This is a genomic window from Flavobacterium sp. UM26 (genome assembly GCF_057922445.1).
Map to the genome: position 1 here is coordinate 317,961 of NZ_JBVHCY010000002.1, position 16,574 is coordinate 334,534.

At 33.3% G+C, this 16,574-nt stretch carries 20 protein-coding genes; 12 read left to right on the plus strand and 8 right to left on the minus strand.

The window, feature by feature from the left end; genetic code table 11:
• Positions 1-34 precede the first annotated feature (34 nt).
• Entirely contained in the window at positions 35-595 is a 561-nt protein-coding gene (locus ACZ1AQ_RS03730) for a DUF6642 family protein (RefSeq protein WP_489631738.1), read from the plus strand.
• Here ACZ1AQ_RS03730 and ACZ1AQ_RS03735 read toward each other — a convergent pair.
• Together ACZ1AQ_RS03735 and ACZ1AQ_RS03740 are read right to left on the minus strand one after the other, a co-directional pair.
• The gene (locus tag ACZ1AQ_RS03735) at positions 579-1,121 is read right to left on the minus strand and encodes a DUF4442 domain-containing protein (protein WP_489631603.1); all 543 of its coding nucleotides are present in this window, start codon (positions 1,119-1,121) and stop codon (positions 579-581) included. The two genes, ACZ1AQ_RS03730 and ACZ1AQ_RS03735, sit on opposite strands and share 17 nt — an antisense overlap.
• A gap of 1 nt (position 1,122) precedes the next feature.
• Complete coding sequence (locus ACZ1AQ_RS03740; protein WP_489631604.1) at positions 1,123-2,073, minus strand: NAD(P)H-dependent flavin oxidoreductase; 951 nt, start codon at positions 2,071-2,073, stop codon at positions 1,123-1,125.
• A gap of 370 nt (positions 2,074-2,443) precedes the next feature.
• On the opposite strand from ACZ1AQ_RS03740, the gene ACZ1AQ_RS03745 reads away from it, so the two are divergent.
• Positions 2,444-3,163, plus strand: coding sequence for a DUF547 domain-containing protein (locus ACZ1AQ_RS03745; protein ID WP_489631605.1), 720 nt, complete (start codon positions 2,444-2,446; stop codon positions 3,161-3,163).
• A 70-nt stretch (positions 3,164-3,233) separates the two neighbouring features.
• Here ACZ1AQ_RS03745 and ACZ1AQ_RS03750 read toward each other — a convergent pair whose 3' ends face one another.
• On the minus strand, positions 3,234-4,814 hold the full coding sequence (locus ACZ1AQ_RS03750) for an amidase (protein WP_489631606.1): 1,581 nt from the start codon (positions 4,812-4,814) through the stop codon (positions 3,234-3,236).
• 152 nt (positions 4,815-4,966) lie between these two features.
• Between ACZ1AQ_RS03750 and ACZ1AQ_RS03755 the strand changes: the two genes are divergently transcribed.
• The 4 genes from ACZ1AQ_RS03755 to arsB are packed head-to-tail and all read left to right on the plus strand — an operon-like array spanning position 4,967 to position 7,523.
• Positions 4,967-5,320 (plus strand): ArsR/SmtB family transcription factor, encoded by a 354-nt coding sequence (locus ACZ1AQ_RS03755; RefSeq protein WP_489631607.1) that lies wholly within the window; start codon positions 4,967-4,969, stop codon positions 5,318-5,320.
• 19 nt (positions 5,321-5,339) lie between these two features.
• Complete coding sequence (locus ACZ1AQ_RS03760) at positions 5,340-5,810, plus strand: DUF6428 family protein (RefSeq protein WP_489631608.1); 471 nt, start codon at positions 5,340-5,342, stop codon at positions 5,808-5,810.
• A 27-nt stretch (positions 5,811-5,837) separates the two neighbouring features.
• The gene (locus tag ACZ1AQ_RS03765) at positions 5,838-6,452 is read left to right on the plus strand and encodes an arsenate-mycothiol transferase ArsC (protein ID WP_489631609.1); all 615 of its coding nucleotides are present in this window, start codon (positions 5,838-5,840) and stop codon (positions 6,450-6,452) included.
• Between the two features lie 3 nt (positions 6,453-6,455).
• Positions 6,456-7,523 (plus strand): ACR3 family arsenite efflux transporter, encoded by a 1,068-nt coding sequence (arsB, locus tag ACZ1AQ_RS03770; RefSeq protein WP_489631610.1) that lies wholly within the window; start codon positions 6,456-6,458, stop codon positions 7,521-7,523.
• Between the two features lie 114 nt (positions 7,524-7,637).
• Here arsB and ACZ1AQ_RS03775 read toward each other — a convergent pair whose 3' ends face one another.
• A complete protein-coding gene (locus tag ACZ1AQ_RS03775) occupies positions 7,638-8,702 on the minus strand; it encodes an outer membrane beta-barrel protein (protein WP_489631611.1) in 1,065 nt (354 codons plus the stop codon).
• A 565-nt stretch (positions 8,703-9,267) separates the two neighbouring features.
• On the opposite strand from ACZ1AQ_RS03775, the gene ACZ1AQ_RS03780 reads away from it, so the two are divergent.
• From ACZ1AQ_RS03780 to ACZ1AQ_RS03795, 4 genes are all read left to right on the plus strand, one after another.
• Complete coding sequence (locus ACZ1AQ_RS03780) at positions 9,268-9,552, plus strand: hypothetical protein (protein WP_489631612.1); 285 nt, start codon at positions 9,268-9,270, stop codon at positions 9,550-9,552.
• Positions 9,553-9,618: 66 nt separating this feature from the next.
• Positions 9,619-11,253 carry a SulP family inorganic anion transporter gene (locus tag ACZ1AQ_RS03785; RefSeq protein WP_489631613.1) on the plus strand — a complete coding sequence of 545 codons (1,635 nt, stop codon included), beginning with the start codon at positions 9,619-9,621 and terminating at the stop codon, positions 11,251-11,253.
• Positions 11,254-11,267: 14 nt separating this feature from the next.
• Positions 11,268-11,903, plus strand: coding sequence for a carbonate dehydratase (gene can, locus ACZ1AQ_RS03790; RefSeq protein WP_489631614.1), 636 nt, complete (start codon positions 11,268-11,270; stop codon positions 11,901-11,903).
• Between the two features lie 130 nt (positions 11,904-12,033).
• Positions 12,034-12,480 (plus strand): GNAT family N-acetyltransferase, encoded by a 447-nt coding sequence (locus tag ACZ1AQ_RS03795; protein WP_489631615.1) that lies wholly within the window; start codon positions 12,034-12,036, stop codon positions 12,478-12,480.
• A gap of 66 nt (positions 12,481-12,546) precedes the next feature.
• Here ACZ1AQ_RS03795 and ACZ1AQ_RS03800 read toward each other — a convergent pair whose 3' ends face one another.
• The 4 genes from ACZ1AQ_RS03800 to ACZ1AQ_RS03815 are packed head-to-tail and all read right to left on the minus strand — an operon-like array spanning position 12,547 to position 15,118.
• Positions 12,547-13,020: a copper resistance protein NlpE gene (locus tag ACZ1AQ_RS03800; protein WP_489631616.1), complete on the minus strand. Its 474-nt coding sequence runs from the start codon at positions 13,018-13,020 to the stop codon at positions 12,547-12,549.
• A 32-nt stretch (positions 13,021-13,052) separates the two neighbouring features.
• Complete coding sequence (locus tag ACZ1AQ_RS03805; protein ID WP_489631617.1) at positions 13,053-14,141, minus strand: calcium:cation antiporter; 1,089 nt, start codon at positions 14,139-14,141, stop codon at positions 13,053-13,055.
• Between the two features lie 14 nt (positions 14,142-14,155).
• Positions 14,156-14,668 (minus strand): DUF4251 domain-containing protein, encoded by a 513-nt coding sequence (locus ACZ1AQ_RS03810; RefSeq protein WP_489631618.1) that lies wholly within the window; start codon positions 14,666-14,668, stop codon positions 14,156-14,158.
• Between the two features lie 18 nt (positions 14,669-14,686).
• Positions 14,687-15,118: an META domain-containing protein gene (locus ACZ1AQ_RS03815; protein ID WP_489631619.1), complete on the minus strand. Its 432-nt coding sequence runs from the start codon at positions 15,116-15,118 to the stop codon at positions 14,687-14,689.
• Between the two features lie 115 nt (positions 15,119-15,233).
• Here ACZ1AQ_RS03815 and ACZ1AQ_RS03820 point away from each other — a divergent pair, with 115 nt between their 5' ends.
• A complete protein-coding gene (locus ACZ1AQ_RS03820; RefSeq protein ID WP_489631620.1) occupies positions 15,234-15,758 on the plus strand; it encodes a DUF8685 domain-containing protein in 525 nt (174 codons plus the stop codon).
• Positions 15,759-15,794: 36 nt separating this feature from the next.
• A complete protein-coding gene (locus ACZ1AQ_RS03825) occupies positions 15,795-16,571 on the plus strand; it encodes a superoxide dismutase (RefSeq protein ID WP_489631621.1) in 777 nt (258 codons plus the stop codon).
• The last annotated feature ends 3 nt before the right edge of the window (positions 16,572-16,574 follow it).

The following is a 16,574-nucleotide window of genomic DNA, read 5'->3' on the forward strand; positions in this document are numbered from 1 at the left end:
AGAATATTTTTGTACGACATTTAGAAACTATGTTATGCACCAAGAAAAGTTTATTTTCTGCCTCGAAGGAGTTCCCGATGTTGCCTTTGAACAAGAAACAGCCGTAATCAAAAACCTTGAAAGAATGGCTTTTGAACAAGGTTTAACGAGTATTTATAAGTCTTGTGATACGATTGAAGGTCTTGAAGAAAGCTTAAGTACCTTGCTCTATGACGACAATAATTTTCAGGCCTACGAAATCATTTATTTGGTGATGCCTGGAGAAGCCAATACGATTTGCCTGAATGATTACTTTTATAGTTTGGAAGAAATTGCAGAACTATTTGAAGGCAAAATGAAAGGTAAAATCATTCACTTTGCCAATGCAAAAATATTGGACTTAGACGAAGAAGAGGCCCAATACTTTTTGGACATTACAGGAGCAAGAGCAGTTTCGGGCTACGGTATAGCCTCGACCCAGATAAGCAGTCATTTGCTCGACAAAACTTTTTTTGATTTGTGCCAAAAGGAAGACGACATAACAGACGTAGTCGAAAGATTGTTCGAGAAACAATACGCCTTGTGTCAGCTTTTGGATTTTAGGCTGTACTATTAGAAGCTTCTTTTGAGGCTTTCTTTTTTTGAAGTTTTTGCTTGTAGTGTGCTTTGCTACTGATATAAATGGTTTTTTCTAATTCTGTAAACACCTCTTGATTAGCATTGGTAATCAACAATTGTTTGACGTAGTTCACTTCATTTTCTTCGGCAACTCTTTGTTGAATTTCTGCAATTTCATCGCTAGAAAAATGAAAATCAGCATAAGCCACACTGAAAGCAGGTTTACGAAATCGAATAACAGAAGCTTTATCCCAAACTACATAGTCTTTTCCTAAAATTTGCATAAGCTGAATCATGTATATTGGATCGGTTGCAGCGAACAAACTTCCGCCAAAGATGGAACCAACATAATTCTTGTTTTTATAACTCAAAGGAATCTTGATGCGAACCGTGTGCAAATCTTTAGAAACGTAAATGATTTTTCCGCAACTTCTTCGGTACATTGGTGACCAGTTGAACAAAACCTTAAACAAGGTTGCCTTTTCTACAAAACGATTAAGAACAAAATAAATCTTTTCGTACATACTAACCAACCAATTTTTGAACAATCTGTTGCACTGGTAAAATAGCCGTTGTATTTTCGATACTAGGTCCAGCAACCCATACCGTTTTGTAAGTAACCTGAGTTGCTGCTTTTTCGGTGGCTTTCATTCCGATATAGAAACGAATCATTTTTACCCATTTTTTCAAACTCTTATTTTTATTCAAAAGTGTTTCAAGCCAAGTTTGTTTGGTACCTACTTTTTGTACATAAGGCGTATTGATTACTGTACACGGTGTTCCCGAAATACGTTCTGTCATAACAATATCTTTCGCTCCATAATCTACACAAGCTTGTTTGTATTCTTGAGAAACGCCCGCTTCGTTTGAAGCTATAAAAGGACTACCAACAGATACACCAACAGCACCATAACCGAGCATTTTATCCAAATCGGCTTTGCTTCCTACTCCACCAGCAGAGATTACGGGCAAGCTTGTTTGCTCATTCAACACTTTAATTAAAGTTTCGGGATCAATATTTCCACGGTGTCCACCTGCTTGATTATTAACAGCAATAATAGCATCAGCACCTAAACTTTCTACTTTCTTGGCAAAAGCTAAATCCGTAACGTCACAAAAAACCTTAATTCCAACTTTATGAGCCTCAGCAATTGTTTCCTCAGGCGAACCCAAAGAAGTAATGATAAAATCTACTCCTTCTTCGCACAAAACACGTAGTTGTTCTTTGTACTTTACATTAGACTTGTTTACAATCAAATTGTACCCAAAACTACCTCCCGAAACTTTGGCTTGCTTTAACTCAATGATAGAAGTACGTAACTCCTCTAGCGTGCGATAATTCAATGCAGGAATGCAAGCTGCAATTCCACTTTTCATTCCTTCGATTACCATTTTTGTATTAGACACCAAAAACATAGGAGCCATAATCACTGGATGAGTAATTTGTAAAAGTGATTGTAAAGATTGTTTTTCCATTATTTATAGATTTTATTGGAATCAAAAATAGCAAAAGAAAACGATATATTATGCATGCATACAAAATAAATGAAATCGTTTTCGCTTATGATACATCAAAACCTAAAAAACAAAAAAAAAATAATTTACTATTTGATGTCAAAACAAGACAAAACTATTATAATTATATGTGATTTTTAGAAATTTAAAAACAATACTTCAACAAAAAAATGAAATTAAAAACAGATATGCAGTAGCCCAAAATTGCTTTTCATTTGAGCTCTAAATATTATATCTATTTAATCATAATTTGTTCAAAAAAAATTAGTTTATTTGCTCACTTATTCGTAATTGATTGTAACAACCCAAAACCAAGAAAATCAAAATTTATATGAAGAAAATTTTACTACTTATCTCATTTTTAATTATTACCTCTTATTCTCAAGCACAAACTTTAAATGATTTCTTCGAACAAACCAACGAATTTTTAAAGAAAAATGTTTCTCCAGAAGGAAAAGTAAATTACGCTCAATTAAAGAAAAGCCCTGGAGAATTAATTTATATTTTGGACAACATTTCTAAGTTAAAAACAGAATTCAAAACCAAAGAAGAAGCCAAAGCTTTCTGGATCAACGCTTACAACTTATCAGTAATTAAAGCTGTGGTAGAAAAACTCCCAATTGTATCTGTGAACACCATTCCTGGTTTTTTTAACGAAAGAACTTTTATCATAGCCAAACAAGAATTGACTCTTAACGATATTGAAAATACAATTTTAAGAGAAATCATTGCAGACGCTGGGGTTCATTTTGTATTATGCAAAGGAACAAATGGTGATGCTCCACTTTTGAACGCTGCCTATACTCCAGAACAAGTGAACGACCAAATAAAACAACGTGCTAAGCTGTACATAAACGACAAAGATTTTTACAGAATTTTCAAAAACACCAATTCTATTGAATTACCTAAAATGTTCGAAACCTACAAAGGTGATTTTGTAACAGGTTATTTTAACGAAATAGATTTCATCAATATCTTTTTAGAGAAAAGAATCGAAACTACCTACAAAGTTATGACTCGTGCATATGACTGGTCTTTGAATGGAAAGTAATCTCCAAATCATTATAAAAAAAGGGCAGTTCTGATTATGAACTGCCCTTTTTCTTTTATAAAAATCAAGATTAGTTAGCTACTAAATTCGGAGCATGTCTGTGTTTTGTGTTTTGTTCATAAGCATAAGCTAAATTCAACAAAGTCGCTTCGCTCCATGCTTTACCAACAAATGAGATTCCTACTGGCAAACCATTAACATATCCCATAGGCACCGTAATACTTGGATAACCCGAATGTGCGGCTGGACCAGAAGTACCAAAAGTAAATTGATCGCCATTTTTCAAATCTGTTATCCAAGCTGGAGTTCCAGTAGGAGCGATAATAGCATCTAGTTTAAAATCATTCATCACTTTATCAACTCCTTTTTCTTGACTATTGATTCGCAAGGCTTCCAAGGCTTTTTTATATTCGTCAGAATTTAAATCCCCTTTCGATTGAGCCATTTCAAGATACAATTGATTAAAGTGTTTTAATTCTACTTCATCTTTTTTATTAAACTCAATCAAATCGGCTACACTTTTTATGGCTGCATTTGGTCCTAATGATTTAAAATAATCATTCAAGCCTTGTTTGTATTCATACAACATCACCGTAAAAGATTGCATATTAACTTCTGGAGGCGTAATTTCAGGAATTTCAACCAAAGTAGCACCTTGAGCTTTTATATCTTCAATGGCCTTTTGGTATAGCGCATCAACTTCCTTGTCTTTACCTTTAACGCCATTATAAACACCAATACGTTTACCTTTCAAACTATTACTATCCAAAGCACTTGCATAATCTTTAGAAGCTATAGTCGCACTTGCAGTGGTTTTACTATCCCTACTATCAACACCCGTAAGCCTCCCCAAAACAATCGCAGCGTCCTTAACTGTTCTCGTCATTGGTCCTGCAGTGTCTTGTGTAAAAGAAATTGGAATAATACCTCCTCTACTAATTAAACCTACTGTAGGTTTAAGTCCAACAATCCCATTAGCATGTGCTGGACAAACAATCGAACCGTTCGTTTCTGTTCCTATAGCAAACAAAGCCAAATTAGCAGCTACAGCCACAGCCGAACCCGAACTAGACCCACATGGATTACGAGCTACATCGTAAGCATTTTTGGTTTGCCCGCCTAACCCACTCCAACCACTAGTTGAGGGTGCACCACGGAAATTAGCCCATTCACTTAGATTCGTTTTTCCGATGATTACAGCACCCGCCTCTCTTAATTTTTGTGCCACAAAACTATCTTGCAAAGGAAAAGAAGTTGCCAAAGCTCTAGAACCAGCGGTAGTTGGCATTTTGTCTTTAGTATCAATATTGTCTTTAAGCAAAACAGGAACACCGTGCAAAGGTCCTCTCCATTTTCCCGCTTTTAGTTCTTTATCTAAAGCTTTTGCAATAGCTATAGCGTCTGGGTTAATGGTTATAACTGAATTCAATTGAGATCCATTTTTATCTACAGCCTGAATTCGATCTAAATAAGCTTGGGTAATCTCTTCAATAGAATACGTTTTTTTGCGATAGCCTTCTTGTAAAGTTGTAATATCTATTTCATCTTTTAATACTACCGCTTTCTTTTGAGCATATAAATCACAGCTAAATTGCAAAAGAATAGTCATAAAAAACAAAACAAATTTTAGAGTATAAGCAGTTTTTTTCATGTTTTACGTTTTAATTTTTAATAAAAATAGAAAAAAAGTATCCCATTCCCAATACTCAAACTTCGCCTTAATCAAAATAAACTTTTTTTATTAAAAAAAAAATAGATTAATTCATTACAATATCGTAATATTGCGATATTAAAATACAAACAATGGGCGCATCAAAAACAGAACATTTTACAGAACATCAAAATCAAATTGCACTTTTAGCCAAAGCTATGGGACATCCAGCTCGTATAGCCATTTTAGAATTCTTGCTAAAATCTAAATCTTGTATTTGTGGAGACATCGTCAATGAACTGCCATTGGCACAACCTACAGTTTCTCAGCATTTAAAAGAATTAAAAAATGCTGGACTGATCAAAGGAAGTATTGAAGGAAATGCTATTTGCTATTGTATTAATGAAGAAGGATTTGAAAAAATCAAGGCCTTTTTTGAAATCGTAACGTCAAAATCAAATTCTGGCTTACCAAACGATTGTAATCCAAACGAAACATGTTGCTAAACTTTTAAATCAAATAATCATGAAACTTTCAGAAGTAAAAACAATCTTAGAGAAACTAGAGGATGTCAACTTTAGTTTACCCAACGGACAAATGGTGCCGATTCATTTTCACGTGACCGAAGTTGGAATCATCACCAAAAAATTTATCGATTGCGGCGGAACAGTACGCGAAGAAAAAGTAGTTAACTTTCAATTATGGAACGCCAATGATACGGATCACCGACTAAAACCAAACAAATTACTAAACATCATCAATCTTTCAGAAAAAGTACTTGGAATTGAAGATCTAGAAATTGAAGTAGAATACCAAAACGAGACTATCGGAAAATATGACTTAGGATTCAATGGCAATCATTTTTTATTACTAAGCAAACAAACCAATTGTTTAGCGCAAGATAACTGTGGCATTCCAGCCGAAAAACAACCTATTTCTCTACAAGAACTGACTACTTCTAAAAACACTTGCATTCCTGGAGGAAGTTGTTGCTAATACATATCACATTTTAAATTCTATTTTATGTTTCCAAAAATTAAATCAACTATCGAACAACTCAGTTTTGATACCATTTCCGAGGAAAGGAAACAGGTTTTAGCGCCGCTTGTTCAATTTATCCAATCTAAAACAAACAGTGGATTAGCCATTCGCCTCAACTTCATTTGTACCCATAATTCTAGAAGAAGTCATTTGTCTCAAGTTTGGGCACAAACCGCAGCTGCATACTACAACATCAAAAATGTATATTCCTATTCTGGTGGAACTGAAGCCACTGCTTTATTCCCAAAAGTAGCTGAAACCCTCAGTAATTCAGGATTTGAAGTAAAAGTTATTAGCAAAGGTGATAATCCAATTTACACTATAAAATACAACCCCAATGATCAACCTATAATCGGATTCTCAAAAAATTATGAAGACGATTTTAATCCTCAAAGCGAATTTGCCGCCATTCTAACCTGCTCACAAGCAGATGGTGGATGTCCTTTCATTGCAGGAGCCGAAAAAAGAATCCCCATCACTTTTGAGGACCCAAAAGCTTTTGATAATACTCCTTTGCAAGCAGAAAAATATCAGGAAAGAAGTCTGCAAATTGCTACCGAGTTACTGTATGTTTTTAGTCAAATTAAATCATTATAATTTATGTCAGCAAATAATTGCACACCCGTTGTTGAAAGAAAAAAACTTGGTTTTTTAGATAAAAATTTAACCCTGTGGATTTTCTTAGCTATGGCTTTGGGCGTAAGTATTGGATATTTTATTCCTTCTAGCAGTACTTTTATCAATTCCTTTTCAAGCGGAACCACCAATATCCCATTAGCCATTGGATTGATAATTATGATGTATCCACCTCTAGCCAAAGTAAATTATAACAAAATCAACGAGGTCTTCCAAAACACCAAAGTACTTGGAACTTCTTTATTTTTAAACTGGATTATTGGGCCCATTTTGATGTTTTTCTTGGCATTACTTTTCTTAAATGGCTATCCAGAATATATGATTGGTGTTATCCTAATAGGACTAGCAAGATGTATTGCAATGGTAGTCGTTTGGAATGATTTGGCCGACGGAAACCGAGAATATGCTGCTGGATTGATTGCCTTAAACAGCATCTTTCAGGTCTTATTGTATAGTGTCTACGCTTACCTATTTATCTCGGTACTTCCGCCTTATTTTGGCTATACAGGTTTTGAAGTATCCATTAGTATTAGTCAAATTGCAGAAAGTGTTGGTATCTACCTAGGAATTCCATTTGCATTAGGAATCATAAGTAGATATCTTTTAATTTCAATAAAAGGCCAAGAATGGTTTGATAAAAAATACATCCCAACCATATCACCACTAACCTTAGTGGCATTATTATTTACAATTATTGTAATGTTTAGTCTTAAAGGAGAATTGATTGTTCAAATCCCTTTAGACGTTATTAGAATCGCTATTCCTTTAGTGGTATACTTCAGTCTAATGTTTATTCTTAGCTTTTTTGCAGGTAGATATTTTGGAGCAGATTATTCTAAAGCCACTGCGATTGCTTTTACTGCCACAGGAAACAATTTTGAACTAGCTATTGCGGTTAGTATTGGAGTTTTTGGCATCAATAGTGGTCAAGCTTTTGCAGGAGTTATTGGACCTTTAGTAGAAGTTCCTGCACTAATAGCATTAGTTAATTTAGCCTTTTGGCTTAGAAAGAAATATTATACCCTATCATAAAAGTAAGCAAAAAAAATACTGCTTATTTTTTATTTAAAAATAAGCAGTATTTATAAAAAACTGTCACAACACTTTATACAAAAGTGTCATGACAGAAAAAAAAATAGATTGTAATTAGAAGGAGTATGTTGTTGCAAATAATATATTCCCCGCAGAGCCTGAGGCTGCACCATTACTTTTGAAGAAAATATCTTTTGAAGAAGAATCTAATCTAATCTCAGGAATGAAAGTAAAATTTCCTTCTTTGAAGTTAAGTGACAATGTATTGGCAAAAATATTATTATCAACTACACCATATTTGGCAGCATCTTTATCGTCGAAATATTCAATTCTGTAAGCTAAACTTACTTTGTCTGAAAAAGCATAATTCGCATATCCAACCAAAGCAAACCAACTAGCATCTAGTGAACTATCAGCATCATCTTTTAAAGAAGCGTAAGTCCCGTTAAATCCTAACGCAAATTTATCACCTAATTTCTTAGTAGCTACAATATCGTATTGAGTAGCATTAGTTTCAGAAGCTGGGTTGTTACTACCTGACGTAAAGTTCAAGTAAACTGCTCCTGTCTCACCAGTGTATGAAAGTTGCGCTATGTAAGTTTTTTGATCTGTTCCACTATCCAATGCTGTTTTAAAGTCTGTTGGATTGGTAATCCCAGCCATTATTCCAAATTTACCGGCAGTATATTGCGCTTTTACCCCAGTATTAAAGAAAGGTCCATTAGTAAACGCATATGACATACTGTAGTTTTTATTGTCAACTGCATCTACTAATTCATAACCTACGTGAGTAGCAAAACTACCTGCAATTATTTTAAACTTATCTGAAAATTCATAAGTAAAGTTCAATTGTTTGATTAAGAAAGTAGCATTATCATTTGGAGATGTATCATTATATGAAAAATCAGCAGCTCTTTTACCAAATCCTAAGTCAACAAATACAGAAGCTTTGCCAAACTTATGAGATGCCTCAATAGAAGCCATTCCAAGTTCAAAAGAATTACTAGAATTAGTAAAACTGGTTTTATTATTTAATGGATCGTTAGCAAAATCATATTTATAGTATGCATCGGCTGAACCGGCAAAAGTTGTTGCTGGAGGTGTTTTTGTTCCTTCTTCTTGTGCTAAAATAAAATTTGACGAAAGCAATAAAGCTAAAAATAAAGTGGCTTTTTTCATGTGCATTTAATTTTGGTTAAAACTTCAATTATTTGGTTATTGTTTTTTGGTATACGAAATGACTTTAGCTAAAAATCGAACCTAAAAAAAGGTACCATTTGTAGGTTTTTTTTCCTTTTTCTTTGACGAATTTATTACCTTTTTTTCGAACAACTTCTAAAAAAAAATAACTTTTTAACGATTTTGATGAAGAATTATCAAATCCAAAATTTGACTAAAAAATAATATCAAAATCCTATTTTGAAGGACTTATTTTGAAAAAATGATAATGGCTAGGAATTAAATTTTTTAACTTTTTGTTACACAAACCCCTTAAAAAATAGGGTTTTGTTTTAAAAATAATATTTTATAAAAAACAACACCCATAAAAAATAGGGGGTGTTTATTAAAAAACAAAATCAGATCATAAAAACATCTCAAAAAAAAGCTTTTAAAAAAACCAATAATCATAAAACAAAAAAAACTCCTTTTTAGAAACCAAAACAAAACCAGATACTACATTTTTTTATTCAAGAGACAACCCTTTATTTAATTGTGTATTTTTACAATTCAATTATCACAATAAATGAAGCCAATTACTCCCATATTATTATTTTTCATCTTATTTATATTCAAACCCTCAATAGCTTCAATTATTGAAAAGAAAACGACTATGAGTTTCACAAAGGAAGCAATAGAAAAGGATGACAATAATGAAGAAAAAAAAATAGCTTCTTTTGAGCAAGTAATAGAATTTGAAATTCTAAAAAAACCTACAAACACATCTTCCAACACAAGTAATATGGAAGTGTTTTCATTTTGCAATAATCCCTTTCAGAAGATCAACACTCCTCCTCCTCGGAAAATCTAATTAGTACCCCTAGACCTTTTTTTTAGATGCAACAACATCTTTTAAACTAATTTATTTCTGAGTAAAATGTCAAAAAAAATAAATTTATTCGCCAACCTTAACTCTGACTTCGCCGCAGGGTTAGTGGTTTTTTTAGTAGCCCTTCCATTGTGTTTAGGTATCGCAATGGCATCGGGTGCACCATTGTTTTCCGGTATTATATCTGGTGTAGTTGGTGGAATTGTTGTTGGCTACTTGAGCCAATCACATATAAGTGTATCTGGCCCTGCCGCAGGACTAACCGCAATCATTCTAACAGCTGTAACCGACTTTAAAGCTTTTGATGTCTTTTTATTAGCTGCTTTTTTAGCAGGTGTTATACAATTAATATTAGGTTTTATTAAAGCTGGAAGTATTTCTAATTATTTTCCAAACAATGTAATTGAAGGCATGTTAGCAGGTATTGGCATAATTATCATTCTAAAACAACTACCTCATGCTGTTGGATACGACGCTGACTTTGAAGGAGACGAAGCCTTTTTTCAAACTGACGGAAACAATACTTTTTCATCACTTTTAGGCTTTTTTGATTATATTCAATTAGGCTCAATAATCATAACCCTTATTTCACTTACCATTTTAATTGTTTGGGACAAACTTCCCGCTTTAAAAAAACTAAAACTAGTTCCGGGCGCATTAGTTGCTGTAGTTGTATGTGTAATTTTAAACGAAGTATTCATAGCTAGCAACAGTTCTTTAGCCATTCAAAAAGAGCATTTGGTTTCTTTACCTATCCCTACCACATTTGAAGAATTCAAAAACATTATTATTACCCCAAATTTTTCCAGCATAACCAATCAAAAAGTCTGGGTCGTTGCTGCTACAATAGCAATTGTTGCTTCAATAGAAACTTTATTATGCATTGAAGCCGCCGATAGAATGGATTTTCAAAAGAGATATACTAATCCAAATATAGAACTCAAAGCCCAAGGAGTTGGAAATATAATAAGTTCTCTTTTAGGAGGTTTGCCAATGACATCCGTTGTTGTAAGAACATCAGCCAACAATAATGCTGGCGCTAAATCAAAAATGGCAGCTGTTATTCATGGTATTTTATTACTTATAAGCGTCTTAGCAATTCCATCTATTCTAAATAAAATCCCATTAGCAACTCTAGCTTCTATTCTTTTATTAGTAGGATACAAATTAGCCAAACCAGCTACTTTCCTTCATTTTTGGCATTATGGAAAATATCAATTTGTTCCATTTATAGCTACTTTACTAGCAGTAGTTTTTACCGATTTACTCAAAGGTGTTGCCTTGGGCATCATAATTAGCATCATTTTTGTACTACGAGGGAACCTCAAAAGAGCCTACAGTTTTAGAAAAGAAACTTACGAAGACGGAGATATAATCCACATTGATTTAGCCCAAGAAGTTTCTTTTTTAAACAAAGCTGCCATCAAATCAACTTTAGCAAAAATACCCGAAAACTCAAAAGTAGTTATAGACGCCAAAGACACCGTTTATATCGCACATGACGTTTTAGACTTAATTACTGAATTCAAAGAAATCAGATCTAAAGACCTCAACATTAAAGTAAAGCTAAAAAATTTCAAAGACGAATATCGCCTTGAAAATACCGAAGACACTAATCATGTCTCTGTTGAGCATCATTATGATTTCGTAAAACGAAAAATCATAAAAAAAGAAACCTTTTAAATTAATTAGTAAAAATGGATGATTTTTATAAAAAAATATTAGACAACAACAAGGAGTGGGTTGAACAATCATTAGCCAAAGATCCGAACTATTTTCAAGATCTAGCCAAAGGACAAACCCCTCCTCTTTTATGGATAGGATGCTCTGATAGTCGTGTTCCTGCCAATGAAATAATTGGAGCAAAACCAGGTGAAGTATTTGTACACAGAAACATTGCAAACATGGTGGTTCATACTGATATGAACATGCTTAGTGTTCTTGACTATGCAGTAAACGTACTAAAAGTCAAACATGTTCTAGTTTGCGGTCACTATGGTTGTGGCGGTATTAAAGCAGCAATGGGAAACAGTTCGATTGGAATTATAGACAACTGGATACGACACATAAAGGATGTATACCGATTACACAATGAATACCTCGACTCAATTCAAGATGAAGATAAAAGATTTAATACTTTCGTAGAACTAAATGTAAAAGAACAAGTCTTTGATTTAGCTAAAACATCTATTGTTCAATCGGCCTGGAAAAACGGACAAGAGCTTACTTTACACGGATGGGTTTACGGCTTAAACTCTGGATTTGTAACAGATTTGCAAGTTAATATTAGCTCTAACAAAGATTTAGACGAAGTATACCAATTAAAATTCTAAACACATATCACCCTAACCTACTAAGAGAAATTTTAACAATTTCTCTTTTTTTTTGATGTTTATTTAATTTTTTGGTTAAATAAAAATAAAATTGTAACTTTATTAACAAACCAAATATAAATAAACTGTTATGATTAGAAGAGCTACCCTTACCGACATTGATGCATTAGCCGTTTTATTTGATCAATATTTAGTTTTTTACAAAAAACCATCCGATATCAAAACACATAAAAACTATTTAACAGAACGACTAGAAAACAACGAAGCAATAGTATTTATGGCTTTCGATGAACAAAATAAAGCTATAGGATTTGCTTTGAATTACATTACTTTCTCCTCATTACTATTGAGCAAAATTGTGATTCTAAACGATATATTTGTTGATTCTTCTATCCGAAAAAAAGGTACAGCAAGAGCATTAATTGAAGAAACTAAAAAATTAGCACAAGAAATTGACTCACCAATTATTCGCCTTCGAACTGCTAAAAATAATTTTGTAGCTCAAAACTTGTATCATAAAATGGGTTTTGTACGCGACGAACATTTGTACGGTTACGATTTAACTTTAAACAAATAAAACTTCTTCATAAAAAAGCTCAACACCTGATTTCAAATGTTGAGCTTTTTTTTTAAAACAAAAGATTTACTTCTTTTGAAGAATATATTTTGAGGCCAAACTTCCTTCCACAATTTTACCCTGCATATCCATTTGAACCAAATGATTTTCACCAACTTTATAATGATTAGGCTTATGTTCTAAACCATTCAAAATAATAACAGACCCTGATTCATCCCAAGAGAAAGTTCCTTTTTCAGTATTAATCTTTTCAGAACCTTTACCTATATATTTCGTATTCAAAACAAAAGTTTTGTCTTTTCCTAAAGTCAACTCAGTCTCTATACCTTCACAATTAGCACAAGGTGTAGTACCTACATAAACCCCATCCCAATCCAATGACGTTTCTGAATTATCGCCAGTATGAATAGTATCAATTGGCATTCCTGCAACCGAATCTGCTTTAATTTCGGTAAGGCTATTAGTAACATCTTTATCTTCTTTTTTACATGAAAATAAAACTAAACTGAACACAGATAGTAGTAGGATTGTTTTTCTCATTTTAAAATAATTTAATTGTTGATAATTAAAAATTAGGGGATAATTGTAATAAACAAATAAACCGAAAACACTACTAGCAAAACTACACCTTGAATCATAGTGGTTTTTCCGGTACGTAGTGATAACGATACAATAAATAAAGATAGAAAAAATAATACCGTCGATTTCAAATCTATTCCCAATGTTAAATCAAGATCAAAAAAAATAGACACTACTGCAACAGCAGGTATAGTTAAACCAATACTTGCCAAAGCAGATCCAAACGCTAAATTCAAACTTGATTGCAAACGATTTGCCATAGCCGCCTTTAAAGCCGATAAAGCTTCGGGTAATAAAACTACACAAGCAATCACAATTCCAACAACTGATTTTGGGGCTCCAAGCGCCTCGATACCATTCTCAATACTCGGTGACAAAGTTTTTGCCACCAACACAACCAATACAAGAGTTAGTATCAATAAAAACAGACTTACATAACCCACCATATTTGTTGGAGCAGCCTCATGTACTTCTTCTACTTGAGAACCATTTGTTGGCAAAAAATAATCTCTATGCTTAACCGTTTGCATCAACAAAAAAGAACCATAGAGTATCAAAGAAACAATAGATACAAAAAAAAGTTGCTGATTGTTATAAATAGGCCCTTCAATACTTGTGGTATAATTTGGTAAAATCAAGGTCAAAACAGAAATCGCTATCAGTACAGTTAATGCCGCACTAATGCCATCTAAACCATAAATTTGTTCTTTAAATTTTATCCCCCCAATCAACAAACAGCCACCCACAATACCATTGAGTATAATCATTTCTGTTGCAAAAATGGTATCTCGAGCCAAAAACTCGGTTCCATCACCACCTGCAAGCATCAAAGACACAATCAGTGCCACTTCTATGGTTGTGATAGCTATAGCCAATACTAAAGTCCCAAGCGGCTCTCCTACTTTTAAAGCAACAACTTCGGCATGATGAACGGCCGCTAAAATTGTCCCAATCAACCCGATCGACAACATCAGAATAAACGATAAGCTCATTGAAGAAGGCTTAATCAAAAACCCAATTCCTGTCAAAATAGGTATAACTATTGACCAATAAGGCAGATGTGGAGCAATTTCTTTTTTCATGCAATCGAGTTATTCTATTTTACAGCTGAAATACTTCCCATGTAGGATATACTCGATCTATTATTACTATTAATAAGTAATGATGCTCCTCCATCAAAAAAGATTGTCAACTGAATCGTATAGTTGTCATTTTTATCCTTCACCTTAGCTTTGAGTAGATAATTTTTTTTCTGTTTATCTATGGAAAATCCATCTGGAGCACCTTCAAATTTTAAACCACCATCTCCCCCGCCATAAGGAATACTTCCTGTAGCTCTGCCAAAAAAAGGCATATCACTCTTAATTAAATTTGGGGTAAAAGAAATAGAATTAGGATTGGTAGTCAAGTCTATACTTCGATATCCTGTTGGAAAAGCTCTATTCGCCTCGAAAATAAAACTTTTAGATGCTACAAGAGCATCAATTTGTTTCTGTTTTTCTAATTTCCTCTCTTCTTTTAACTCTTTCTTTGTTTTTTGCTGTGCAAAAGAGGTATTAGTAACCCCCAGTAAAACCAATACTATTAAAATATTACAGATTCGTTTCATTTTTTTTGAACATTAAAATTATTTTTTCTCAAATCGTAGTAAAGAAACATTATTTCCTGTCATTACCAATTCTTTTCCATCTGCAGAAACAGAAAAACTATCTACTTTTTCGAGCATATTCATATAAACACTATCGCCATTTCCTGGACATGCCATCATAGTAACAGCTATTTTGCTTTCCTTGAAACTTATCTTATTTCCATCTAAATTAAGCATACCCGAATAACTATTACAACTGTTTTTTCCAAACACTTTTTTAGACGGTACATCAAAATTGATAGTAGGCTTTTGATCCGGATAAAGCCCATTAAAAGCAATTCTTGGTCCACTAATATAAGTTAACACCCATTCTCCTTGTAGAGAATCTGAGGATTTTGTTGTATTTTTGGTTGTCTGGCAAGCGGTCAAAGTCAAAACTATAAATGTGACTATCAAACTCATTTTTTTCATATCATTTTATTTTAGGCTTGAACGTAAATTTACGAAAACCATACCAAAAAATGACTTTTAAAATACTTTTTAGTTCAATTTAATATTATTTTAAGAAAATAAATATCAAAACATCATGAAAATACTAGGAATTGGATCACGAATTCAACACGAAAAACTAGGTAAAGGCGTAATTACCAATGTAACTTCAACCGATTATTGGGTCACATTTATCGACTCTGGATTAGAAACCATATCATTAGACAGCACCTTTGAAATCATTGAAGCAGCAGAAAATGAAGTCGACACCATAAGTTTTTATGAAGTTGAAACAACATTAAAAAAATTATTACAAAAATGGTCTGACGTATCCGAAATTGTTCCGATAGCTGATAAATGGAAAGGCGGCAAAATTATCCTTGAGCCAGGACAAGCAGGATTGGCTTCAAAAGAAATACCAATCGACACCTTTTTTCATAAAATAATAATGGTAAGAGACCGTTTGAGAGTCATGGAGCAAAAAATCAATTCAAGTAAAATTGAAGAACTCGAAAAAATCGAATTACAACAATATCTTACTCGAATTTATGGTACATTAACCACATTCAATGTTCTTTTTAAATCTCCCAATCATAATTTTGTAGGAGAAAAATCAAAATAACACCAAAAACACACTTAATCAATTAATTCAAAAAAAATGGAAAACAACAGCAGCAGAAGAGATTTTATCAAAAAATCAGCTCTTCTATCAACAGGAATTTTCATGGGAACCTCAATTATTAATTCGACTTTAGCTGCAAACACAAGTGATTCAGACTCGTCTATTTTTCATGAAGACTTGCTAAAATCACAAGAAGCGGCCTATACTTTACCCAAATTACCCTATACCTACAATGCTTTGGAACCACACATAGACAAACTGACTATGGAAATCCATTATTCAAAACACCATCAAGCTTACGTTACTAATCTCAATAAAGCGATTGAAACATTAGATAAAGCTATTGCAGATAAGGCTAAAAACCTGTCAACTATTTTCGAGAACATGAGTTTATTCCCTGAAGCCATTCGCAACAATGGTGGAGGACATTACAATCATAGTTTGTTTTGGAACTTAATGAAACCCAACGGTGGTGGCGAACCAAAAGGAAAACTAGCACAAGCCATAAATACAACATTTGGCTCATTTGACGCCTTCAAAAAACAATTTGCCGATGCAGCAGCAAAACGATTTGGTTCAGGTTGGGCATGGTTAGTTGTTAGCAACGGAAAATTAACCATTACTTCTACCCCAAATCAAGACAATCCATTAATGAATTTACCTACAATTGTTGCTAAAGGAAAACCTATTTTAGCATTAGACGTATGGGAACATGCTTATTATTTGAAAAACCAAAACAGAAGAGCCGATTATATAGCTTCTTTTTGGAACGTTGTAAACTGGGAAGCAGCTGAAGCTCTCTTTATCTCTTAATCT